The sequence below is a fragment of the Xanthomonas sp. NCPPB 3005 genome, from assembly GCF_041228095.2.
Taxonomy (GTDB): Bacteria; Pseudomonadota; Gammaproteobacteria; order Xanthomonadales; family Xanthomonadaceae; genus Xanthomonas_A; species Xanthomonas_A bonasiae.
The window spans coordinates 1,116,139-1,137,544 of sequence record NZ_CP166096.2; the positions used below are offsets into that span (position 1 = coordinate 1,116,139).

At 70.3% G+C, this 21,406-nt stretch carries 19 protein-coding genes; 13 read left to right on the forward strand and 6 right to left on the reverse strand.

From position 1 onward, the window contains the following. Window positions 1–165 precede the first annotated feature (165 nt). Window positions 166–1,338: an OprO/OprP family phosphate-selective porin gene (locus tag AB8810_RS04850; RefSeq protein ID WP_179567122.1), complete on the reverse strand. Its 1,173-nt coding sequence runs from the start codon at window positions 1,336–1,338 to the stop codon at window positions 166–168. Between the two features lie 477 nt (window positions 1,339–1,815). Between AB8810_RS04850 and AB8810_RS04855 the strand changes: the two genes are divergently transcribed. Both AB8810_RS04855 and AB8810_RS04860 read left to right on the forward strand, forming a co-directional pair. After that, complete coding sequence (locus tag AB8810_RS04855; RefSeq protein WP_369915720.1) at window positions 1,816–3,153, forward strand: dicarboxylate/amino acid:cation symporter; 1,338 nt, start codon at window positions 1,816–1,818, stop codon at window positions 3,151–3,153. Window positions 3,154–3,300: 147 nt separating this feature from the next. Next, window positions 3,301–5,595 (forward strand): NADP-dependent malic enzyme, encoded by a 2,295-nt coding sequence (locus AB8810_RS04860; RefSeq protein ID WP_179567118.1) that lies wholly within the window; start codon window positions 3,301–3,303, stop codon window positions 5,593–5,595. Between the two features lie 453 nt (window positions 5,596–6,048). On the opposite strand, the gene AB8810_RS04865 is transcribed toward AB8810_RS04860, so the two are convergent. Continuing rightward, window positions 6,049–6,288 carry a helix-turn-helix domain-containing protein gene (locus AB8810_RS04865; protein WP_145703540.1) on the reverse strand — a complete coding sequence of 80 codons (240 nt, stop codon included), beginning with the start codon at window positions 6,286–6,288 and terminating at the stop codon, window positions 6,049–6,051. Between the two features lie 203 nt (window positions 6,289–6,491). Here AB8810_RS04865 and AB8810_RS04870 point away from each other — a divergent pair, with 203 nt between their 5' ends. From AB8810_RS04870 to AB8810_RS04880, 3 genes are read left to right on the forward strand one after another with little or no spacing between them, the layout of a single operon-like run. Then, window positions 6,492–6,689, forward strand: a complete 198-nt coding sequence (locus AB8810_RS04870) for a zinc-finger domain-containing protein (RefSeq protein ID WP_179567116.1) — start codon at window positions 6,492–6,494, stop codon at window positions 6,687–6,689. Between the two features lie 11 nt (window positions 6,690–6,700). Further along, window positions 6,701–7,813, forward strand: coding sequence for a glycosyltransferase (locus AB8810_RS04875; RefSeq protein WP_369915721.1), 1,113 nt, complete (start codon window positions 6,701–6,703; stop codon window positions 7,811–7,813). Further along, window positions 7,794–9,140, forward strand: coding sequence for an O-antigen ligase (locus AB8810_RS04880; RefSeq protein ID WP_191824538.1), 1,347 nt, complete (start codon window positions 7,794–7,796; stop codon window positions 9,138–9,140). Before AB8810_RS04875 ends, AB8810_RS04880 begins: the two co-directional genes overlap by 20 nt. 172 nt (window positions 9,141–9,312) lie before the next feature. Here the strand turns inward: AB8810_RS04880 and AB8810_RS04885 are convergent, their stop codons facing one another. Continuing rightward, window positions 9,313–10,257 (reverse strand): LpxL/LpxP family Kdo(2)-lipid IV(A) lauroyl/palmitoleoyl acyltransferase, encoded by a 945-nt coding sequence (locus AB8810_RS04885; RefSeq protein WP_369915722.1) that lies wholly within the window; start codon window positions 10,255–10,257, stop codon window positions 9,313–9,315. Between the two features lie 120 nt (window positions 10,258–10,377). On the opposite strand from AB8810_RS04885, the gene waaA reads away from it, so the two are divergent. Next, window positions 10,378–11,697 carry a lipid IV(A) 3-deoxy-D-manno-octulosonic acid transferase gene (gene waaA / locus AB8810_RS04890; RefSeq protein ID WP_369915723.1) on the forward strand — a complete coding sequence of 440 codons (1,320 nt, stop codon included), beginning with the start codon at window positions 10,378–10,380 and terminating at the stop codon, window positions 11,695–11,697. A 215-nt stretch (window positions 11,698–11,912) separates the two neighbouring features. Here waaA and AB8810_RS04895 read toward each other — a convergent pair whose 3' ends face one another. The 3 genes from AB8810_RS04895 to AB8810_RS04905 form a co-directional block, all read right to left on the reverse strand. Beyond that, the gene (locus tag AB8810_RS04895; RefSeq protein ID WP_179567106.1) at window positions 11,913–13,277 is read right to left on the reverse strand and encodes a TolC family outer membrane protein; all 1,365 of its coding nucleotides are present in this window, start codon (window positions 13,275–13,277) and stop codon (window positions 11,913–11,915) included. A gap of 18 nt (window positions 13,278–13,295) precedes the next feature. Next, entirely contained in the window at window positions 13,296–13,955 is a 660-nt protein-coding gene (locus AB8810_RS04900; protein WP_179567104.1) for a protein-L-isoaspartate O-methyltransferase, read from the reverse strand. Between the two features lie 129 nt (window positions 13,956–14,084). Further along, the gene (locus AB8810_RS04905) at window positions 14,085–14,744 is read right to left on the reverse strand and encodes a TetR/AcrR family transcriptional regulator (RefSeq protein WP_179567102.1); all 660 of its coding nucleotides are present in this window, start codon (window positions 14,742–14,744) and stop codon (window positions 14,085–14,087) included. Window positions 14,745–14,964: 220 nt separating this feature from the next. On the opposite strand from AB8810_RS04905, the gene AB8810_RS04910 reads away from it, so the two are divergent. Genes AB8810_RS04910 through AB8810_RS04940 form a run of 7 tightly spaced genes read left to right on the forward strand, consistent with a single transcriptional unit; the run spans window position 14,965 to window position 21,368 of the window. Then, window positions 14,965–15,636, forward strand: a complete 672-nt coding sequence (locus AB8810_RS04910) for a thermostable hemolysin (RefSeq protein ID WP_369915724.1) — start codon at window positions 14,965–14,967, stop codon at window positions 15,634–15,636. Next, complete coding sequence (locus AB8810_RS04915) at window positions 15,633–17,129, forward strand: AMP-binding protein (RefSeq protein WP_369915725.1); 1,497 nt, start codon at window positions 15,633–15,635, stop codon at window positions 17,127–17,129. Before AB8810_RS04910 ends, AB8810_RS04915 begins: the two co-directional genes overlap by 4 nt. Continuing rightward, window positions 17,126–17,803, forward strand: a complete 678-nt coding sequence (locus AB8810_RS04920) for a TenA family transcriptional regulator (RefSeq protein WP_369915726.1) — start codon at window positions 17,126–17,128, stop codon at window positions 17,801–17,803. Before AB8810_RS04915 ends, AB8810_RS04920 begins: the two co-directional genes overlap by 4 nt. After that, window positions 17,803–18,621, forward strand: a complete 819-nt coding sequence (locus AB8810_RS04925; protein WP_206258952.1) for an SDR family oxidoreductase — start codon at window positions 17,803–17,805, stop codon at window positions 18,619–18,621. Before AB8810_RS04920 ends, AB8810_RS04925 begins: the two co-directional genes overlap by 1 nt. Continuing rightward, window positions 18,618–19,271 carry a hypothetical protein gene (locus tag AB8810_RS04930; RefSeq protein ID WP_369915727.1) on the forward strand — a complete coding sequence of 218 codons (654 nt, stop codon included), beginning with the start codon at window positions 18,618–18,620 and terminating at the stop codon, window positions 19,269–19,271. Before AB8810_RS04925 ends, AB8810_RS04930 begins: the two co-directional genes overlap by 4 nt. Before the next feature lie 22 nt (window positions 19,272–19,293). After that, the gene (locus AB8810_RS04935) at window positions 19,294–19,977 is read left to right on the forward strand and encodes a response regulator transcription factor (protein ID WP_191824531.1); all 684 of its coding nucleotides are present in this window, start codon (window positions 19,294–19,296) and stop codon (window positions 19,975–19,977) included. A 17-nt stretch (window positions 19,978–19,994) separates the two neighbouring features. Further along, a complete protein-coding gene (locus AB8810_RS04940) occupies window positions 19,995–21,368 on the forward strand; it encodes an ATP-binding protein (RefSeq protein WP_369916621.1) in 1,374 nt (457 codons plus the stop codon). Window positions 21,369–21,406: the final 38 nt, after the last annotated feature.

Genomic DNA, 21,406 nt, shown 5'->3' on the forward strand with positions numbered 1-21,406 from the left:
ACGGTCGCGGCGTCGCCGCGATCGCGCAAACGGCCGCCGCGGACGGGGGCCTAATGCACGACGGCAGCGCCGGTCCGAGTGCGGGCCGGCGCTGCCGTCGTGTGTCTTCGTTGCGAACGCACCCGATCGGACAATGCCGATCGGGTGCCGATCAGGACCTGCCGATCAGAACTGCACCTGCGCGCGCAGGTCGATCGAGTCCGGCTTGGTGTGCACGCCGGCGCGTTCGGCATCGGCGCGCACGTAGTTGGCCTGGAACTTGAAGTGGCTGGTCAGGTACCAGTTGGCGCCCACGGTCCAGTCGTGCTGGCGGCCGCCAAGCACCGTGCCGTCGTCCAGATCCAGGCGGCTGTAGCGCAGCAGCAGTTCGACCGCGCCGTAGGCGTTGGCCGGCTTGATGTTGGCCACGTTGCCGGCGCTGTACGGACGCGACTCGCCGGTCAGCACGTAGCTGGCGAACACGTACTGGCCATCGGCGGTGTAGTCCGGGCGACCGTTGTCGCGGGTGACCTCGGCGCGCAGCGCTTCGCCCTGCATCGAGAACGGACCCTTGATCCAGATCGCTTCCAGCCCGGTCCGGCGCACCTGGTCGGCATCGACCAGGGTGCCCGAATCGACCAGGCGCACGTCGGTCAGGCCGGCTTCCGGACGCGCACGCAGGCGCACGCGCGGGCTGAAGCTCACGTCCAGGCCGTTGTGGTAGCCGCGCGGGTTTTCCTGCGAATACGCCAGGCCCAGATGCAGCACGTCGCCCTCGGCCTTGAACGGAGTCCACACGCCACGCACCGCCTGGGTGGTGCCGGGGTTGTCGCCCTGCAGGTCCTTGCCGCCGTACGCGCCGGCCTGCAGCAGGTACTGCGGGCGTTCGAAGGTCCACTCCACGCCGGTGCGGCGACCCTGGTAGATCGCCTGGATCGGCAGCGCGGTTTCCAGGAAGCTGTCGGCGCGCGAACTGGTCACGCCTTCCAGGCCGACCGGCACCTTGATGTAGCCCAGCCGCACCTTGCCGTAGTCGCTGCCGAACAGCGCCTTGGTCTCGAAGCGGAAGAACACGTCCAGCCACAGCTTGGACTGGAAGTCGAAGTACACCATCGCGTCGTAGACGCCCTTCTTCTTCAGCGTGGCGCCGAATTCCTTGCGGCGGAACGCGTTGTCGTCTTCCAGGCGCGCGTCGTCGTCGGAGAAGTTGTTCCAGTCGTAGCCGTAGTTGCCGGTCACGGCCAGTTCGGTGCCGTCGCTGAAGGCGACCTTGGTCGGCCAATCATCGAACCCGCTGGCGGCAGCGGCAGGAGCGGCGGCGGTCAGGCACAGCGCAGCGAAGAGAAGGGTATGGCGCATGGTGTGGTCGTCTTCTTGATGAGGAAAAAAGCGCGCCGGCACTCGACTGACGGGACGGCAAGGCTTGCGCGGGCGGTGCAGCGTGATGCCGACCACGACCTTCCCTCGGCCGCGGTGCGGGGCGCATCGCCGGAACAACGAGCCGCCCGCATGCAATAGCGGACGAATCCGGCGGTTCTTTACAGCGGTGTTGCGATCCTGCGACGGCGCATCGCCCCTGAATACGCATGCGACGCCGGCAGCGCCGGCGGCAGATCGGTACGCGACGCAGCATCGGCGGGCACTCCCATGGCCGGCATTGCGCGTCGCACCTCCCTCCCGTGAGCGTGCCGGAACACTGTAACTGCGTCGGCGGCGCCGCGAACAGGGGACTAGTACCAATAGGTTATCTGCTTAGAAGCCGGCGCCGCGTACAAAGGCAGCATTCCGCGACCTGCGTCGGGTTGCCGGTCCATACCTGTCTTCCGGAGCGCACTCATGCATATCCCAACTTCCCCGGCCGGCGGCGTCGTGCATCGGCACGTGCCGTTCTACCGGCAGCTGTATTTCCAGGTGGTGGTCGCCATCGTGCTCGGTGCGCTGCTCGGCCACTTCGAACCGGCCTTCGCCGAGAAACTCAAGCCGCTGGGCGATGCGTTCATCAAGCTGGTGAAGATGATCATCGCGCCGGTGATCTTCCTGACCATCGTCACCGGCATCGCCGGCATGACCCAGCTGAAGACGGTGGGCCGGGTGTTCGTCAAGGCGATGGTGTACTTCCTGTTCTTCTCCACGCTGGCGCTGGTGGTCGGCATGATCGTCGCGCACGTGGTGCAGCCGGGCGCCGGCATGAACATCAATGCGGCCGACCTGGACCAGAGCGCGGTGCACAGCTACGTGGAGAAGTCGCACGAGCTGACCCTGGTCGGCTTCCTGATGGACATCATCCCGAAGACCCTGCTCAGCCCGTTCGTCGGCGACAACATCCTGCAGGTGCTGTTCGTGGCGGTGCTGTTCGGCGTGTCGCTGGCGATGGTCGGCGAGCGCGGCAAGCCGGTGCTGAACCTGCTGGAGGCGCTGGTCGCGCCGGTGTTCAAGCTGGTGCACATCCTGATGCGCGCGGCGCCGATCGGCGCGTTCGGCGCGATCGCCTTCACCATCGGCAAGTACGGGGTGGAATCGCTGATCAACCTGGCCTGGCTGGTGGGCTCGTTCTACGTGACCGCGCTGCTGTTCGTGCTGGTGATCCTCGGTGCGGTGGCGCGCCTGTGCGGCTTCTCGATCTTCAAGCTGATCCGCTACCTGAAGGCGGAACTGCTGCTGGTGCTGGGCACCTCTTCGTCGGAATCGGCGCTGCCGTCGCTGATGGAGAAGATGGAAAAGGCCGGTTGCGAGAAGTCGGTGGTCGGGCTGGTGGTGCCCACCGGCTATTCGTTCAACCTGGACGGCACCAACATCTACATGACCCTGGCCGCGCTGTTCATCGCCCAGGCGACCAATACCGAGCTGACCCTGGGCCACCAGATCGCGCTGCTGCTGGTGGCGATGCTCAGCTCCAAGGGCGCCGCGGGCGTGACCGGTGCCGGCTTCATCACCCTGGCGGCGACGCTGGCGGTGGTGCCGGAAGTGCCGGTGGCGGGCATGGCGCTGATCCTGGGCGTGGACCGCTTCATGAGCGAATGCCGCTCGCTGACCAACTTCATCGGCAACGCGGTGGCCACCGTGGTGGTGTCGCGCTGGGAGAACGCGCTGGATCGCGATCGCCTGCGCATCGCCCTGGATGGCGGCGAAGACGCCTTGCCGGCGGTCGCGGTCGAGCCCGCCGCGATCCGCTGAGTTTCCGCATGCTGCGCGCGCGCCGGCCTGGCCGGCGCGTCGCGTTTCCGGCCCCGGGCCTGCGCGGCGACAGCCGCAAGACAGGCTTGGTCATGGCCCAGGGAGTAGAATCCTGGGTCCTCGCGCCTCCCGACTACAGAAGCCTCGATGTCAAACGACGATTTCAAACAGGCCGCCCTCGACTATCACCGCCAGCAGCCGCCGGGCAAGATCAAGGTGGCCGCGACCAAGCCCATGCTGACCCAGCGCGACCTGTCGCTGGCCTATTCGCCAGGCGTGGCGTTTGCCTGCGAAGCGATCGTCGCCGATCCGCAACAGGCCAGCGAGCTGACCGCGCGCGGCAACCTGGTCGCGGTGATCAGCAACGGCACCGCGGTGCTGGGCCTGGGCAACATCGGTCCGCTGGCGTCCAAGCCGGTGATGGAAGGCAAGGGCGTGCTGTTCCAGAAGTTCGCCGGCATCGATGTGTTCGACATCGAGATCAACGAGAACGATCCGGACAAGCTGGTCGACATCATCGCCAGCCTGGAGCCGACCTTCGGCGGCATCAACCTGGAAGACATCAAGGCGCCGGAGTGCTTCATCGTCGAGCGCAAGCTGCGCGAGCGGATGAACATCCCGGTGTTCCACGACGACCAGCACGGCACCGCGATCATCGTCGGCGCGGCGGTGCTCAACGCGCTAGTCGTGACCGGCAAGAAGATCGAGGACGTCAAGCTCGCCACCACCGGCATGGGCGCGGCGGGCATCTCCTGCGTCAACATGCTGGTGTCGCTGGGCCTGAAGCCGGAGAACATCCTGGCCCTGGACCGTGACGGCGTGATCCACACCGGCCGCACCGACCTGGACCCGGACAAGCAGCGCTACGCGCGCGACACCGACAAGCGCACCCTGGCGGAAATCGTCGAGGGCGCGGACATCTTCCTCGGCCTGTCGGCCGCCGGCATCCTCAAGCCGGAAATGGTGGCGACGATGGCGGCGCAGCCGGTGATCTTCGCGCTGGCCAATCCGAATCCGGAGATCACCCCGGAAGCGGCCAAGGCGGTGCGCCCGGACGCGATCATCGGCACCGGCCGTTCGGACTATCCGAACCAGATCAACAACGTGCTGTGCTTCCCGTACCTGTTCCGCGGTGCGCTCGACGTCGGCGCCACCGGCATCAACGAAGCGATGAAGATCGCCTGCGTCAAGGCGATCGCGGCGATGGCGCGGCGCGAGGCCTCTGACCTGGGCGCGGCCTACGGCGGCGAGACCCCGAGCTTCGGCCCCGATTACCTGATCCCGCGGCCGCTGGACCCGCGCCTGCTGGTCGAGCTGTCCTCGGCGGTGGCGCAGGCGGCGATGGACTCGGGCGTGGCCACGCGCCCGATCGCCGACATGGAGGCCTACCGCGACAAGCTCGGCCAGTTCGTCTACCGCACCAGCCTAATGATGAAGCCGGTCTACGACCGCGCCCGCGCCGACAAGCAGCGCGTGGTCTATGCCGAGGGCGAAGAGGAAGTGGTGCTGCGCGCGGTGCAGAGCGTGATCGACGAAGGCCTGGCGTTCCCGATCCTGATCGGCCGCCCGGACGTGATCGAGGCGCGCATCCAGCGCCTGGGCCTGCGCATCACCGCTGGCGTGGACTTCGAGGTCACCAACATCCACGACGATCCGCGCTTCAACGACTACTGGCAGTACTACCACGCGCTGACCGAGCGCCGCGGCGTCACCGTCACCGCGGCCAAGGAACTGATGCGCTCGCGGCCGACGCTGATCGCCGCGGTGATGGTCGCGCGCGGCGAAGCCGACGCGCTGCTCACCGGCGTGGTCGGCCGCTTCCACAAGAAGCTCGGCTACGCGCGCAGCGTGATCCCGCTGGAACCGCGGGTCAGCTCGACCTCGGCGATGACCGGGGTGATCAACCCGCAGGGCGCGTTCTTCTTCCTTGACACGCACGTGCAGGAAGATCCGAGCGTGGAGCAGATCGTCGAGGCCACGCTGCAGGCCGCGTACCGGCTGAAGCTGTTCGGCATCGAGCCGAACATCGCGCTGCTGTCGCATTCCAACTTCGGCAGCCACGACTCGCGCGACGCGCTGAAGATGCGCCAGGTGCGCGAGGCGCTGCTCAAGCGCAAGCCCGAACTCAACATCGACGGCGAGATGCAGGGCGACACCGCGTGGGACGAAGCGCTGCGCAAGCAGATCATGCCCAACAGCACCCTGAAGGGGCGCGCCAACCTGTTCGTGCTGCCGAACCTGGAAGCGGCCAACATCGCCTACAACCTGGTGCGTGTGTTCACCGATGGCGTGGCGATCGGCCCGATCCTGATGGGCATCTCCAAGCCGGTGCACATCCTCACCACCAGCGCCACTTCGCGCCGGGTGATGAACATGACCGCGATCGCCGCGGTCGATGCGCAGATCCGCAAGCAGCTGGAAGCGGAGAAGAGCGCGCCGTAAGCGGAGCGCTTCCGGCAGGTTCGGCGTGAATGCGCGCAGCCGCTGGTGGCTGCGCGTTTCGCTGCAGCCTTTCAGGCCGATTGGTGCGTATGGCAGGCTGCCTGCAGCGCATCCCTGTATGCCATCGCATCGGACTTGCCCGAGTTCCCGCCAAGACGTTGCCGATGCGGCGAAGGGTCACCCGGCGCGAATGCGCTTCGCGGATGGCCGAGTGAAGCAGCGGGGTCTGGTCGATCAAGCCTGGGGCGGGTCGACGTCAAGGCACGCTGGTTTGGCGCCTGGCCACGGAACGCCGCGGACGCGCCAGCCGCACACGCGATCGGGCGCGTGAACGATTTAGGATTTGCTGCGCAAACGCCCGCCGCAGGATGCGCGAAGACACGACGCCATGCAGCGCCTGCCAACGCGTTTGCGCAGGATCGAACGCGGCGCCGCAGCGGCGCCGCACTGTGTTCAGGCCAGACGCTTGCCTACCGGCAGCGGCAGGCTTTCGTGATCGCCCTGGTTCAGCTTGGACGGCTTGCCAGTCAGCAGCACATAGGCATCGACGCCGGTAAGTTCGGCAATCTTCAGCAAATGCCGGGCATTGGGAACGGAACGATTGTTCTCCCAGTGACCCAGGGTGCTATGCGCCACGCCCAGCAAGGCCGCCAGTTCGCGCAGCGTGAAACCGGCATTGCGCCGCGCCTGCATCAATCGCACACCTATATCCACGGGACACCTCAGAGCGGCATGGTTGCGCCGCGTCCCCCGAGCATAGTGGATGTCATCGCTTGGCATCAAGCCGACAGGAAAGGACAATTTTGGGACAAGACCGGCGCGGCGTTCCCTGGCCCGGCGCGCGTGTGGGGCGGGCTGCTAGAATTCCCCGTCTCCTCCCGCCGTGTCCCACCGCCATGAGCCATACCGCCACCGCGCCCGCCAATGCAGAGAAGCGCTACAACGTGCACCGCGCCGACCTGCCGCTGAGCTGCCCGACCCCGGAAATGGCGCTGTGGAACTCGCATCCGCGGGTCTATCTGCCGGTGGACGAAGAACCCAGCCACGAGGCCAAGTGCCCTTACTGCGGCGCGGTCTTCGTGCTGGTCGACTGACCGCCGGGTCGATGCACCGCCTGACCGTGGTGCAGCTGCTGCCGGCGCTGGAGTCCGGCGGCGTCGAACGCTCCACCCTGGAAATCGCCGCGGCGCTGGTCGCGGCCGGACATCGCGCGCTGGTGGTGTCGGCCGGTGGCCGCCTGCTGCCGGCGCTGGCCGCGACCGGCGCCGAGCACATCGCCCTGGACATCGGCCGCAAGTCGTTGCTGAGCCTGCGCCACGTGCCGACGCTGCGGCGCCTGTTCGTGCGCGAGCGGGTGGACATCGTGCATGCGCGCTCGCGGCTGCCGGCCTGGCTGGGCTGGCATGCGCTGCGCGGGTTGCCGGCGGCGCAGCGGCCGCGCTTCGTCACCACCGTGCACGGGCTCAATTCGCCCAGCCGCTACAGCGCGATCATGGCCCGCGGCGAGCGTGCGATCTGCGTGTCGGCCACGGTCCGCGACTACGTGCTGCGCCATTACCCGCAGACCGATCCGGCGCGGCTGCGGGTGATCCCGCGCGGCATCGACCCGGCGCAGTTCCCGCGCCGCGCGCAGCCCGATCCGGCCGCGCGGGCCTGGGCCGCGAGCGAGGCGCCGGCCACCGCCGGCAGCGGTCCGCTGCTGCTGTTGCCCGGTCGCGGCACCCGCCTGAAGGGTCATGCCGATGCAGTGCGCCTGCTCGCCGCGCTGCGCGCCGACGGCAGCGACGCACGGCTGTGGCTGCCGGGCGCGCGCGAGGCCGGGCGCGAGGCCTACCTGCAGGAACTGGAGGCCGAGGCCGCCGCGCTGGGCATCGCCGACGCGATCGCGTTCACCGCGCCGACCGCGCGCATCGCCGAGGCCTACGCCGCCAGCGATCTGGTGCTGCAGCTGTCGCGCAAGCCGGAAGCGTTCGGCCGCACCGTGGTCGAGGCATTGGCGGTGGGGCGGCCGGTGCTGGGCTGGGCGCATGGCGGCGCCGGCGAACTGCTGGCGCAGCTGCAGCCGTCCGGTGCGGTCCCTGCGTTCGATCCTGCGGCCCTGCACGCGGCGGCGGCGCGCCTGCTGGCGCAACCGCCGGCACCGCCGGCGCAGATCCCCTACACGCTGCAGGCGATGCAGCACGCGACCCTGGCGGTGTATGACGAACTCCGGCGCTGATTCCTCCCTGCTCGCGCCGCTGACGCCGGCGCGCAGCGAACGCTGGGCCCCGGTCTGGGTGCTGGCGTTCGTGGCACTGTGGCCCGCGCCTGGCCTGGCCGCGGGCGTGCTGGCGCTGGGCGCGCTGGCGACCCTGGCGCGCCTGCTGCACAGCCGCTTCCGCGGCGGCGCCAGCCTGCTCAGCGGGCCGGCGTGGGCGCTGACCACGCTGCTGTTCCTGACCTACTGGTTGCCGCAGCCGCTGTCGGCGCTGGATGCGGTGGACGTGCCGCTGGCATTGCGCGAGTCGGCGGTGGACCTGCGCTTCCTGCCGTTCCTGTGGCTGGTGGCGATGGCGGTGGCGACGCCGCGCGGCCGCCGCACCACCTTCAACGGGCTGGCGGTCATCGCCGCGATCTGGACCGTGGATGCGCTGGCGCAGGCGCTGTGCGGCACCAGCCCGCTGTTCTGGTCGATGGACCAGCTGAAGTGGGCGATCAACCACCACGGCCTGTGCACGCCGCAGGAAATCGCGCTGGCCGACCGCCTCAGCGGCGTGTTCGGCCCGTGCAACCTCAAGTTCGGCCAGGTGCTGGCCAGCCTGTCGCCGTTCCTGCTGTTCGCGGCCGGGCGCCGCGGCGGCGCCTGGGGCTGGCTGCTTGCCGCGGCGGCGGTGGGGGTGGTGCTGGTGCTGGCCGGATCGCGCGCGTCGTGGATCACCTACGCCCTGGTGCTGCTGCTGTCGGGCTGGCGCCTGCTGGGCATGCGCCGGATGCTGGCGCTGGGCGTGGCCGCGGTGCTGGTCGCCGGCGTGCTCGGCGCGCTCTCGCCGCAGGTGCGCGAGCGCTTCGCCCGCACCACGCTGGCGCTGAGCGGGCGTCCGGCCGACGTGAACGCGGCGTTGGCCGGGCGCACCCAGATCTGGGACGCCTCGTGGTGCATGATCCGCCAGCATCCGCTCAACGGCGTCGGCGTGCGCGGCTTCCGCGAAGCCTACGTGGCCTGCGACCCGGATCCGGCGCATGGCGGCGCCTGGGGCCGCGAGCCGGCCTTCCATGCGCACCAGATCGTGCTCGAAGTGCTCAGCGAGACCGGCGTGATCGGCTTGCTGCTGTGGCTGGCCGGCGCCGCGCAGGCGTGGCGCGCATGGCGCTACGCCTCGCCACAGGCGCGCGAACGGGCGCGGCCGGCGATGCTGGCGCTGCTGGTGACGGTGTTCCCGTTCAACACGCACCTGGCGTTCTATTCGTCGTTCTGGGGCTCGCTGGCGCTGATGCTGGTCGGGCTGTATGTCGGCGCGCTGCTGGCCGAGGAGCGCGACGCCGAGGGCACCGCAGAAACTGTGTAGCCCCTCTCCCACCGGGAGAGGGGTTGGGGCCCCTTCGGGGCACCTTCTCCCGATGGGAGAAGGGAACGGCGCTAGCCCCTCTCCCCTCGGGAGAGGGGTTGGGGTGAGGGTGCGGCGCGAAAGCGACTCGCAGCGTTGGGTGCGCGAGGCCGCACCCGTCCCTATCTCTCGCTCAGTCGCGCTCGTAGAACGTACTGCGGCCGCCGGGCTGGCGCTTGAAGCGGCGGTGGATCCACAGGTATTGCGCCGGCGCTTCGCGCACCATCGCCTCGATCGCGGCATTGACCCGCGCGGTGTCGGCGACCATGTCCTGCGACGGGAAGTCCTCCAGCGGCGGGGCGATGCGCAGCACGTAGTCGGCGCCCTCGCGGCGGTGGAAATACGGCACCACCGCGCAGCCGGTCAGCCGCGCCAATTGGTGGGTGGCGGTGATGGTGGAGGCGGGCATGCCGAAGAACGGCACGAATACCGTGTCCTTGCCGCGCATGTCCTGGTCCGGCGCGTACCACAGGAAGCCGCCGCGCTTGAGATGGCGCACGCTGCCGCGCAGGTCCTCGTTGGCGAACATGGCGATGGCGTAGCGCAGGCGGCCGCGCTTGACCGCCCATTCGAACACCGGGTTGCGGTGGCGGCGGTACATGCCGGCCAGCGGCACGTACTGGCACAGCAGCCGGCCGCACATCTCCAGGGTCATGAAGTGGCCCGACACCAGCAGCACGCCGCGGCCCTGCGCCTGCAGCGCACGCAGGTGCTCCAGGCCTTCGATGCGGGTACGGCGGCGGATCGGGCCGAGGCTGCCCCACCAGGCGCGCGCGAACTCGAACACGCCCACGCCCAGCGCGTCGAAGCTGTCGTGCAGCAGGCGCGTGCGCCAGGCCTCGCTCTGCTCGGGGAAGCACAGCTTCAGGTTCACCTCGGCGGCATGGCGGCGGGTGCCGGCCAGGCGCAATGCGATCCAGCCCACGCCGCGGCCGAGCGCGCGTTGCAGCAGCCAGGGCAGCCGCGCGACGGCCACGGCGATGCCGAGCAGCAGCCAGGTCGGCCAGTGCCGTGGCGAGCGCGGCGGCGGCGTGGCCGTGGTGGCGGCGGACGGAAGAACGGGGGAGGGGTCGGACATGGGCCAAGTTTAGCCGGGAGCGGGCAGCGCGGCATTGGCGCGGCGCGGCGGCGTCTTCGCTTGGTGACCACGGTCGCGATCGTCTGCCGCCGGCGCGACGCAACCCGCTATGCTTTCGCGATGCGCAACGATTTCATCGAACGGCTGCTGCGCGGCCTGTACTCGACCGTGCTGTACATGCTGCTGCCGGTCACCGTCTATCACCTGGTCTGGCGCGGGTTCCGCGTGCGCCAGTACTTCCAGCGCTGGGACGAGCGCTACGCCTCGTATCCGCAGGCGCGCGGGCGGCCGCGGGTGTGGCTGCACGCGGTGTCGGTAGGCGAGGTCAACGTCGCCGCGCCGGTGGTCAACGCGCTGCGCGCGCAGCGCCCGGACATCCGCTGGGTGATCACCACCATCACCCCGACCGGGTCGGAGCGGGTGCGCGCGCTGTGGGGCGATGCGCTGGACCACGTCTACCTGCCGTACGACGTGCCCGGCAGCGTCGGCCGTTTCCTGCAGCATTTCCGCCCGAGCCTGGCGCTGATCCTGGAAACCGAGCTGTGGCCGAACATGCTGTTCGGCTGCCGCGACCGCAACATCCCGGTCTACGTGCTCAACGCGCGGCTGTCGGCGCGCTCGCTGCGCGGCTACCGCCTGCTGCGGCCGTTGATCGGGCGCGCGCTGCGCACCGTCACCTGCGTGGCGGCGCAGTCGCAGGCCGACGCCGAACGCTTCATCGAGCTCGGTGCGCATCCGCAGCAGGTGCGTGCGCTGGGCAACCTGAAGTTCGACATCGCCGTGCCCGCGCAGCTGCCGGCGTTCGTCGCCGCGTTCGGCGAACATGTGGCGAAGACGCGGCCGGTGTGGATCGCCGCCAGCACCCACGAAGGCGAGGAGGCGGCGGTGATCGAGATGCACCGGCAGTTGCGCCGGCACTGGCCGGACCTGTTGCTGCTGTGGGCGCCGCGCCATCCCGAACGCTTCGCCAAGGTCGAGGCGCTGGCGCGCGACCAGGGCTGGCGCGTGGCCACGCGCCGCCAGCAGCAGTGGCCCGGCGCCGAGGACAACGTGTTCGTGATCGATACGCTGGGCGAACTGATGATGTTCTACGCCTGCGCCCAGGTCGCCTTCGTCGGCGGCAGCCTGCAGCCGATCGGCGGGCACAACCTGCTGGAGCCGGCCGCGGTCGGCACGCCGTCGGTGAGCGGGCCGCACCTGCACAACTTCGCCGAGATCTCGCGGCGCATGCGCGAGGCCGGTGCGGTGGCGATCTGCGAAGACGCTGCGGCGGTGTGCGCGGCGCTGCACGAATTGCTCGGCGACGCGGCCGCGCGCGCGCGCATGGCCGAAGCCGGCTGCGCGCTGGTCGCCAATGGCCGCGGCGCGCTGCAGCGGGCGCTGCACCTGATCGCCGAGCATCTGCCGCCGGTGGCGCACGACGCGCCCGCGAACGAGTAGCGCGGTTCGACGCAGGCATTGTAGGAGCGGCTTCAGCCGCGACAGAATCTATCGGTAAGGCTGTCGCGGCCGAAGCCGCTCCTACAAGTGACATCCTGATCTTGAGCGGACGTCCCTGGCGCAATCAGGCGTTCTTTCCGCCATTGCGCCGCCCCATGCAAAAACGGCGGACCCGAAGGCCCGCCGTTCGCGGTCGTGCAGTTGCCGGCGCAGCGTTACTGGGTGCTGCTGCCGGAGTTGAGCTTGGATTCGGCGCTCTGCGTCAGCAGCGCGTTGATCGACTGCACTTCGGCCACGTCCAGCGAGCCCAGCGCCTGGCTCAGCAGCAGGCGGTTCTGCAGGAAGTTGTAGCGCGACTGCGCATAGTTCAGCTGCGCCTGATACAGGGTGCGCTGGTTCTGCACCACGTCCAGCACGGTGCGCGTACCCACTTCCAGACCGACCTGCGAGGCGTCGTACGCGGCCTGCGCCGAGACCACCGCCAGGCGCCGCGCCTCGATTTCGCTGATGCCGGCGACGACGGTCTGGTAGGCGTTACGGGTATTGCGGTCGAGCGCGCGCTTCTGCTGCTCGAACGTGTCCTGGGCGATGTCGCGCTGCGACAGGGCCTGGCGCACCGCCGACTGGGTCGCGCCGCCGGCGAAGATCGGGATGTTCAGGGTCAGGCCGATGACGTTGCTGTCGCTGCGCGGCGAGTTGCTGCCGGACACGCCGTCGCCCCAGCTCGCATCGCGGCCGACGCTGGCCGACAGGTTCAGCGTCGGCAGATGGCCAGCGCGCGCGGTGGCGACGTTGTCTTCGGCTTGCTGCACCTGGTACTGGTAGGCGCGCAGCGACGGGTTCTTGTCCAGCGCGGAGGCGATCAGGCTGTCGATGTTGCCGCTGTCGGCCGGCAGCTGCGGACGGAAGTCCTCCGGCAGGCTGCGCAGGTCGTGCACCGGCTGCCCGGTGATCTCGGTCAGCGCCTGGTACAGGTCCTGCAGCGAGTTGCGCGCGGTGATCGTGTCGGCGCGCGCCTGGTCGTATTCGGCGCGCGCTTCGTGCACGTCGGTGATCGGCGCCAGGCCCACTTCCAGGCGCTTGTCGGCGTAGTCGAACTGCTTCTTGGCGGCGGCTTCGTTGGTTTCCGCGGCGACCAGCGACTCGATCGCCACCAGCACGTTGAAGTAGGCCGCCGAGGTGCGCACGATCAGGTCGTCGTTGGCCGATGCCAGCGTGTAGTCGGCGGCCAGGCTGCGCGCCTTCTGCGCGCGCAGGGTGGAGAACTGGGCGAAGTTGACCAGCGTCTGCTGGCCCTGGATCGCGTAGCTGCGGCTCTTGCCGGTGCCGGCCAGTTCGCCGCTGGCGCGCTCGATCTCGCTGTGGCTGCGCTGCAGCGAGGCGGAGCCGTTGATCTGCGGCAGCAGCGCCGCGCGCGCCTGCACCGCGCCTTCCTTTTCGTACAGCCGGTTCGATTCCGCGCTGGCCAGCTGCGGGTCGCTATTGCGGGCCATTTCGTAGACTTGCAGCAGGTCCGTGGCGTTGGCGGCCAGCGGAAACAGTGCGGCGGCCAGCGCCAAAACGAGGGATCGGCGGATCATTGCGGCTTCCTTGATGGATCAGAATGTGAACTGGGGGACTGGCGCGGCGCCACGCAGGTAGTACGCCAGGTCGGTTTCGAACAGCGATTCCACGCGCGGCGCGCCGGCGTCGGCGTGGACCAGCACCGCGTCCATGGCCGGGGCGCGGCCGCGGACCGCGAACAGGCGGCCGCCGGGCCGCAGCCAGGCCAGGAACTGCGCCGGGATCTCGGTGACCGCGGCGGTGATGCAGACCACGTCGAAGCGGCGCTCGCTGTGCCAGCCGAACGCGTCGGCGGTCTCGATGCGCACGTTGCTGCCGAGCCCGGCGGCATCCAGGTTGGCGCGCGCGGCGGCGGCCAGGGCCGGCTCGATCTCCAGGCTCACCACCTCGCGGCCGAGCTCGCCCAGGCAGGCGCTGATGAAGCCGCTGCCGGTGCCGATCTCAAGCACGTCCTCGCCCGGTTGCAGGTCCAGCGCCTGCAGCATGCGGCCTTCGATCACCGGCTTCATCATGTACTGGCCGTGCCCCAGCGGGATTTCCAGATCGGCATAGGCCACCGCGCGGTGGCTTTCCGGCACGAAGGTCTCGCGCGGCAGCCGCGCCAGCACGTCGAGCACGCGCAGGTCGAGCACGTCCCAGGGACGCACCTGCTGTTCAACCATCGTTTCGCGGGCTTGGGAGTAGTCGATCGTCATCTGGGGCATCCAACGCGGTGGGTCGCGCATTTTAGCCGGCGCGAGGGCCGTGCGTATGCTGCAGCATCGCCGCAGCGGTGCCGCCGCGCGCAGTGCCGGAAGTCATCGGGCCGCCCGGCCGGCGCGGGCTCAGCGCGCCGCATAGGCGCGCAGGAAGAAATCCACGCTGGCCTCGACATGGGCCTGGATCCGCACCTGGCTGGGATCGCGGCACAGGCCGCACATCATCAGCGAGTGCAGTTCGCCCTTGATCAGGCAGAAGAACTGGGAGGCGGCCAGGCCCAGGTCGGCGATCTCCAGTTCGCCGGCCGCCACGTGCGCCTGCAGCAGCTGCGCCAGGTCCTGCTGGGTACGTTTGGGACCGGCATTCCAGAACATCTCGCGCACGTGCTCGTCGCCGGTGCCCGGGGCCAGCATCATGCGGTGCGTGGCCATGGCCGCCTCGCTGCTGATCATGGCGAAGAAGGCCAGGCCGATCTCCACCAACTGGGCGCGCAGCGGGCCTTTCAGCGCATGCCCGAACAGGTCGTCGGGCAGCAGCGCCTGGCACTGCGCGCGCACTGCCTCGGCGAACAGGGTCTCCTTGTCGCCATAATGGCTGTAGACGGTGAGCTTGGACACCCCGGCGCGGGCGGCGATGCCGTCCATGCTGACCCCGCCGAAGCCCAGCTCGGTGAACATGTGCTTGGCCGCTTCCAGGATCGCCGCACGCTTGCCCATGTCCTTCGGACGGCCCGGCCCGGCGGCGCGGGAAGAGGCTTTGGGGGAGGGAACGGGTTTGCTGACCATGGCGGCAATACTAGACCAGTCGGTTCGATATTTATACTATACCGTTAAGTATACTATTTAGTATGTCAGCTTCGCGCGCCGGGACTCCGATCGAGCGGTTCAGCGTGCGGCAGGCTTGGTCCGCGGTTTGGCGCCTGCGCAATGATTTGCTTATGCGCGCCTTACATTGGCCTAACGTTCGGCTCATGGTCGGCTAATCGGCGCCGCCGACGATGCCGCCATGGCCATCGTCCCCGACTCCCCCGCATCCCATTCCCGCTTCGCCAGTGCCGTGCTGATCGGTCTGGGGCATCCCGAGCGCGATGCCGTGGAAGCGTTCATCGCCCGCGTCTACCGCCAGCGCTACGGCGCGGTGCTGCGCGGCTTCCTGCCGCATCTGCTGGCCTACTACGACGCCGACGGCGGGTTGCGGGCCGCACTGGGGCTGCGCTGCGCCAGCGAAGGCGAGCTGTTCGTCGAGCACTATCTCGAGCGACCGGCCGAACTGGCCATCGCCGAGCGGATGCCGCGGCGGGTGGCGCGCAGCGAGCTGGTGGAGGTGGGCAACTTCGCCGCCGAGCAGGCCGGCGATGCGCGCGCGATGATCCAGGCGCTGACCGGCACCCTGCACGCGGCCGGGCTGCGCTGGGTCCTGTTCGTGGCCACCCGGCAGTTGCGCAATACCTTCGACCGGCTGCATCTGGCGACGGTGGACCTGGGCGAGGCGCGCGGCGAGCGCCTGCGCGGGGATCCCAGCGACTGGGGCGACTATTACGCCGCGCAGCCGCGGCTGACGTTCGGCGACATCGCCGCCGGGCATGCGTTCCTGCAGCGCGCCGCCGCGCCGCGGGCGGACGCGATGTCCCTGTTCCACGCTGGTCCGTTCCAGCCCTGCCTGGTGGGTGCGCCGTGAGCGCGCCCGGTTTCGCCGAGGTGCTCGGCCAGTTGCGCGGCGACCAGGAGCGTCTGCTCACCGGCCACGGCGCGATCCGCGAGGGCGAACTGGCCGACCGGATCCGTGCGCTGGCCGACGCGTTGCAACGGCACGATCTGCACTGCGTCGCCAGCCGCCTGGACAACGGCAGCGACTGGCTGGCGCTGGACCTGGCGATCCGCCTGCGTGGCGGCGTGCACGTGCCGCTGCCGACGTTCTTCAGCGAGGCGCAGGCGCACTACGCGCTGCACAGCAGCGGTGCGCAGTGCCTGGTCGCCGGTGCGGGCATGCCCGCACCGGCGCAGGGCGTGCCGCTGCATCTGCCGCTGTCGGCCCCGGGCCTGGCGTGCTGGCGCCTGGCGCCGATGCCGGTGGCGCTGCCTGCCGGCACCGGCTGCATCACCTATACCTCCGGCACCACCGGCCAGCCCAAGGGGGTATGCCTGGAGGCGGGCGCGCTGCTGCAGGTGGCCGCGTCCCTGGCCGATGCGGCCTCGGCGCTGGCGCCGCGCCGCCACCTGTGCCTGATGCCGCTGTCCACGTTGCTGGAGAACGTGGCCGGGGTCTACGCCACGCTGTTGTCCGGCGCGCAGATCGCAGTGCCGTCGCTGGCCGAGATCGGCTACAGCGGCGCCGCCGGACTCGACATTCCGACCTTGATCGCCTGCCTGCACCGCTACCAGCCGCACAGCGTGATCCTGGTGCCGCAGCTGCTGCTGGCGCTGGTGATGGCGGCCGAACAGGGCGTGGCGCTGCCGGCCTCGCTGCGCTACCTGGCGGTCGGCGGCGGCCGGGTCGGTCCGGGTCTGCTGCGTCGCGCCGCGGCGCTGCGGTTGCCGGTGTTCGAAGGCTACGGACTGACCGAATGCGCCTCGGTGGTGGCGCTGAACCGGCCCGAGGCGCAGCGCGCCGGCAGCGTCGGCCGCGCGCTGCCGCATGCGCGGGTCAGCGCGATCGACGGCGAACTGTGGGTCGACGGCGTGCGCTGCCTGGGCTACCTCGGCGCGGAGGGGCCGCCTGCCGGCGCCATCGCCACCGGCGACCTGGGCCATGTCGACGACGAAGGCTTCGTCCACGTCACCGGCCGCCGCAAGCATGTGTTCATCACCGCCTACGGCCGCAACGTGTCGCCGGAGTGGGTGGAAAGCGAACTGTCGCAGCACCCGCACATTGCCCAGGCGGTGGTCTGCGGCGAAGCGCGCGCGCACAACCTGGCGGTGCTGTGGCCGCGCAACCCCGTGCTGGACGATGCGGCGATCGCGCGCGCGCTGGCCGAGGTCAACGCCGGCCTGCCGGACTACGCGCGCGTATCCGGCTTCGTCCGCGCCAGCGCGCCATTTACCGACGCCGACGGCCTGCTCACCGGCAACGGCCGCCCGCGCCGCGACGCGATCCTGCAGCGCCATGCCGATGCCATCGCGCAGCGCTACGCCGAACTCGAACCCCTTTCCTCCCACGGAGCTTCCCGATGACCTTCCATGAGCGCTTGCTCGCCGAGACCCAGGCCGAACGCGCCGCCATGATCTCGATCCCGATCATCCAGTCGGCGCTGGCCGGACAGATCGCGCGCGAGGACTACCTGGCCTTCCTCGGCCAGGCCTACCACCACGTGCGCCACACGGTGCCGCTGCTGATGGCCTGCGGCGCGCGCCTGCCGGCGCGGCTGGAGTGGCTGCGCACCGCCGTCGCCGAATATATCGAAGAGGAACTGGGTCACCAGGAATGGATTCTCGACGACCTGGCCGCGTGCGGCGCCGACCGCGCCGCCGCCGCGGCGTCCGAACCGGCCGCCGCGACCGAGCTGATGGTGGCCTACGCCTACGACACCATCGCCCGCGGCAACCCGGTCGGTTTCTTCGGCATGGTGATGGTGCTGGAAGGCACCAGCGTGGCGCTGGCCACGCGCGCGGCCGAGAGCATCGAGACCACGCTGGGCCTGCCGCGCAATGCCTTCAGCTACCTGCGTTCGCACGGCGACCTGGACATCGAGCATGTCGGTTTCTTCGTCGGGTTGATGGACCGGCTCGACGACCCCGACGACCAGCGCGCGGTACTGCACGCGGCCAAGCGCTTTTACGGCCTGTACGGCGACATCTTCCGCAGCCTGCGCGCGCTGCCGGCGCCGCGCATGGCGGAGGCGGCGTGATGGACCTGCGCGGCCGGAGCGTGGTGTTGACCGGTGCCAGCGGCGGCATCGGCGCGGCGTTGTGCGACGAACTGGTCGCCGCCGGCACCCGGGTGCTGGCGGTGGGGCGCGACCCACTGCGGCTGGCGCAGGTGGCCAGCCGCCATCCGCAGGGCCAGGTGCTGGCGTTGCCGGCGGACCTGTGCAACGACAGCGGCCGCGCGCAAGTGCTGGCGGCGGCGCGCGCGCTGCAGGCGCCGCCGTCGCTGCTGCTGATCGCGCATGCGCAGAGCGGCTTCGGTCTGTTCGCCGAACAGTCCGAGCAGGAACTGCGGCGCATGCTCGAAACCAATCTGCTGGCGCCGATGCTGCTGGTGCGCGCGCTGCTGCCGTTGCTGCAGGCGCAGCCGCAGGCGGCCGTGGTCGCGGTCGGTTCGACCTTCGGCAGTCTGGGATTTCCGGGCTTCGCCGGTTACAGCGCCAGCAAGTTCGGTCTGCGCGGCCTATTCGAGGCGCTGGCCCGCGAATACGCCGACAGCCACGTGCGCTTCCAGTACCTGGCGCCGCGCGCCACCCGCACCGCGTTCAACACGGCCCAGGTCGATGCGCTGAACCAGGAACTGAAGGTCGGCGCCGACACGCCCGAGCGGGTGGCGCGCGCCTTGCGCGAGGCGATTGAGCGCGGCGACAGGCGGCTGCAGATCGGTTGGCCGGAAAAACTCTTCGCACGCCTCAACGGCGCCTTGCCCGGTCTGGTCGACCGCAGCCTGAAGGCGCAACTGCCCGTGGTGCGGCGCCATGCCGCCCGGGTTCCTTCCGATCTTGGAGACCTCCGATGAAGACTTGCCGCCGTTGCCTGCTCTTGCTCCTGTCGCTGCTGCCGCTGGCCGCGGCGGCGGCCACGCCGCTGTCGCCCGCTGTCGCCGCGGTGCGCGAGCAATGGGCGCAGGTCGCCTACCAGACGCCCAAGCCGCAGCGCGTGCAGGCCTATGCGGCGTTGGCCACGCATGCGGCGGCGGCCAGGCAGGCCGCGCCGCAGGATCCGGCCGCGCTGATCTGGGAAGGCATCGTGTTGTCGAGCGAAGCCGGCGAGCGTGGCGGCCTCGGCGCGCTGAGCCTGGTCAAGCGCGCCCGCGCCGATTTCGAGCAGGCGCTGAAGCTCGATCCGGCCGCGTTGAACGGCTCGGCCTGCACCAGCCTGGGCGCGCTGTACTGCCAGGTGCCGGGCTGGCCGGTCGGTTTCGGCGACGACGCCAAGGCGCGCACGCTGTTGCTGCAGGGCCTGCACTACGACCCCGACGGGATCGACGCGAACTACTTCTACGGCGATTTCCTGCGCGACCAGAAGGACTGGAATGGCGCGGCGGCGGCGCTGAAGAAAGCGTTGGCGGCGCCGCCGCGGCCGGGCCGCGAACTGGCCGACCGTGGCCGCCGCCAGCAGATCCAGGCGGCCCTGCAGGAGCTCGAGCCGCACCTTGCCAGCCATTGAGCGGCCGCCCACACTGACCCACATGCGCATCTTGCTGGTCGAGGACGATCTGTCGCTGGGCGAAGGCATCCGCACCGCGTTGCGCCGCGCCGCCTATTCGGTGGACTGGGTGCAGGACGGCGCGGCGGCGCTGATCGCGATCGGCGACGGCGGTATCGACCTGGTGCTGCTGGACCTGGGCTTGCCGCGCATGGACGGGCTGGAGGTGATCCGGCAATCGCGCCAGGCCGGCGCCGACGTGCCGATCCTGGTGCTGAGCGCGCGCGAGCGCCCGGCCGACCGCGCGCTGGGCCTGGACCTGGGCGCCGACGACTACCTCGGCAAGCCGTTCGACACCACCGAACTGCTGGCGCGCACGCGCGCGCTGCTGCGGCGCAGTGCCGGGCGCGCCACGCCGCAATTGGAGATCGGCGCGCTGTACCTGGATCCGGAGCGGCTGGCGGTGCGCTGGCGCGGCCGCGCGCTGGACCTGACCCGGCGCGAGTTCGCGCTGCTGTGGCTGCTGGCCGAACGCCACGGCCGCGCCATCGCGCGCGAGGCGATCCAGCAGCGCCTGTACGGCTGGGACGAGGATGTGGCCAGCAATGCGGTCGATGTGCACGTGCACCAGCTGCGGCGCAAGCTCGACCCGGCGCTGATCCGCACCGTGCGCGGGGTCGGCTATGCGCTGGACGAACAGGCCGCGGCCGCGGTGGCGGCGCCATGAGTTCGATGCGGCGGATGCTGCTGGGCGGTCTGCTCGGGGTGGTGACCCCGGTGTTCGCGGTGGCCGCATTGCTCAGCTACCGCGCCGGCCTGCAGGAGGCGGGCGAGATGTTCGATGCCAAGTTGGTGCAGTCCTCGCGGGTGCTGATGAGCCTGGTCGACGAACCGCTGGGCGAGCTGACCCGGCTCGGCCCGGCCGGCGAGCCGATCGTGATCCGCGGCTGGCACGGGCAGGCGCAAGGCGTGGGCGAGGCGCTGGCGTTCCGCACCGGCCATGCCTACGAAAGCAAGCTGGCGTTCCAGGTCCGCGACGACCGCGGCCACCTGCTGCTGCGCTCGGACAGCGGCCCGACCCGGCAATTGGCCCCGCTGGTCGCCGGCTACGCCGACGTGACCCTGGATGGCCGCCGCTGGCGCACCTTCAGCCTGCACTCGGCGGGCGGGCGCTGGTTCCAGACCGGCGAGCAGGCCGACATCCGCCGCGAGCTGGCCGAAGACATCGCGTTGGGCACGGCCTTGCCGCTGCTGTTGGCGCTGCCGGTGCTGGCGCTGCTGGTGTGGGCGGTGGTGAACTGGGCCAGCCGCGCCTTGAGCCGGGTCTCGCAGGCGATCGGCGAGCGCGACCCGCAGCGGCTGGAGCCGTTGCCGCTGCATGGCGTGCCGCGCGAGATCCATGGGCTGGTGGTGGCGGTCAACGACCTGATGCGGCGCCTGGAGGCCGCGCTGGCGCGCGAGCGCCGCTTCATCGCCGATGCCGCGCACGAACTGCGTACCCCGATCGCCGCGCTGAAGGTACACGCCGACAATCTGGGCCAGGCCCGCGACGCCGCCGAACGCGACGAATCGCAGCGACACCTGGATGCCAGCGTGCGCCGGGTGGAGCGACTGGTCGCGCAGTTGCTGACGCTCAGCCGGGTCGAACCGGGCGCCGCCGAGCCCACGCAGGGGCGGCTGGCGCTGGACGGCCTGGTCGCGCTGCAGGTGGACGATGCGCAGCCGCTGGCGGCGCGGCGCCAGCAGCGGCTGCGGATGCTGTGCAACGACCCGGTCATGCTGCTCGGCAACGAGGCGGGCCTGTCCGCGCTGGTGCGCAATCTGATCGACAACGCGCTGCGCTACGCGCCGCCGGGCGGGCAGGTGGAAGTCGCCCTGCGTGGCGACCATGCCTGCGCCTGGTTCACGGTCGAGGATTCCGGCCCCGGTGTCGCCGAGGCGGCGCGCGAGCGCGTGTTCGAGCGCTTCCACCGCGAACTCGGCAGCGGCGTGGAGGGCAGCGGACTGGGCCTGGCGATCGCGCGCGAGGTGGTGAACGCGCACGGCGGCGACATCGCGCTCGATACCTCGCCGACCCTGGGCGGGCTGCGGGTCAGCGTGCGCCTGCCGTTGCGCTGAGTGGTGTGGCGGGACGGCCGCCGTTCGGCAATGTGAGG

Coding starts and splice junctions, on each gene's coding strand:
- AB8810_RS04850 (WP_179567122.1), bottom strand. CDS start 1,338: ATGCGCCATACCCTTCTCTTCGCTGCGCTGTGCCTGACCGCCGCCGCT.
- AB8810_RS04855 (WP_369915720.1), top strand. CDS start 1,816: ATGCATATCCCAACTTCCCCGGCCGGCGGCGTCGTGCATCGGCACGTG.
- AB8810_RS04860 (WP_179567118.1), top strand. CDS start 3,301: ATGTCAAACGACGATTTCAAACAGGCCGCCCTCGACTATCACCGCCAG.
- AB8810_RS04865 (WP_145703540.1), bottom strand. CDS start 6,288: ATGCAGGCGCGGCGCAATGCCGGTTTCACGCTGCGCGAACTGGCGGCC.
- AB8810_RS04870 (WP_179567116.1), top strand. CDS start 6,492: ATGAGCCATACCGCCACCGCGCCCGCCAATGCAGAGAAGCGCTACAAC.
- AB8810_RS04875 (WP_369915721.1), top strand. CDS start 6,701: ATGCACCGCCTGACCGTGGTGCAGCTGCTGCCGGCGCTGGAGTCCGGC.
- AB8810_RS04880 (WP_191824538.1), top strand. CDS start 7,794: ATGACGAACTCCGGCGCTGATTCCTCCCTGCTCGCGCCGCTGACGCCG.
- AB8810_RS04885 (WP_369915722.1), bottom strand. CDS start 10,257: ATGTCCGACCCCTCCCCCGTTCTTCCGTCCGCCGCCACCACGGCCACG.
- waaA (WP_369915723.1), top strand. CDS start 10,378: ATGCGCAACGATTTCATCGAACGGCTGCTGCGCGGCCTGTACTCGACC.
- AB8810_RS04895 (WP_179567106.1), bottom strand. CDS start 13,277: ATGATCCGCCGATCCCTCGTTTTGGCGCTGGCCGCCGCACTGTTTCCG.
- AB8810_RS04900 (WP_179567104.1), bottom strand. CDS start 13,955: ATGACGATCGACTACTCCCAAGCCCGCGAAACGATGGTTGAACAGCAG.
- AB8810_RS04905 (WP_179567102.1), bottom strand. CDS start 14,744: ATGGTCAGCAAACCCGTTCCCTCCCCCAAAGCCTCTTCCCGCGCCGCC.
- AB8810_RS04910 (WP_369915724.1), top strand. CDS start 14,965: ATGGCCATCGTCCCCGACTCCCCCGCATCCCATTCCCGCTTCGCCAGT.
- AB8810_RS04920 (WP_369915726.1), top strand. CDS start 17,126: ATGACCTTCCATGAGCGCTTGCTCGCCGAGACCCAGGCCGAACGCGCC.
- AB8810_RS04925 (WP_206258952.1), top strand. CDS start 17,803: ATGGACCTGCGCGGCCGGAGCGTGGTGTTGACCGGTGCCAGCGGCGGC.
- AB8810_RS04930 (WP_369915727.1), top strand. CDS start 18,618: ATGAAGACTTGCCGCCGTTGCCTGCTCTTGCTCCTGTCGCTGCTGCCG.
- AB8810_RS04935 (WP_191824531.1), top strand. CDS start 19,294: ATGCGCATCTTGCTGGTCGAGGACGATCTGTCGCTGGGCGAAGGCATC.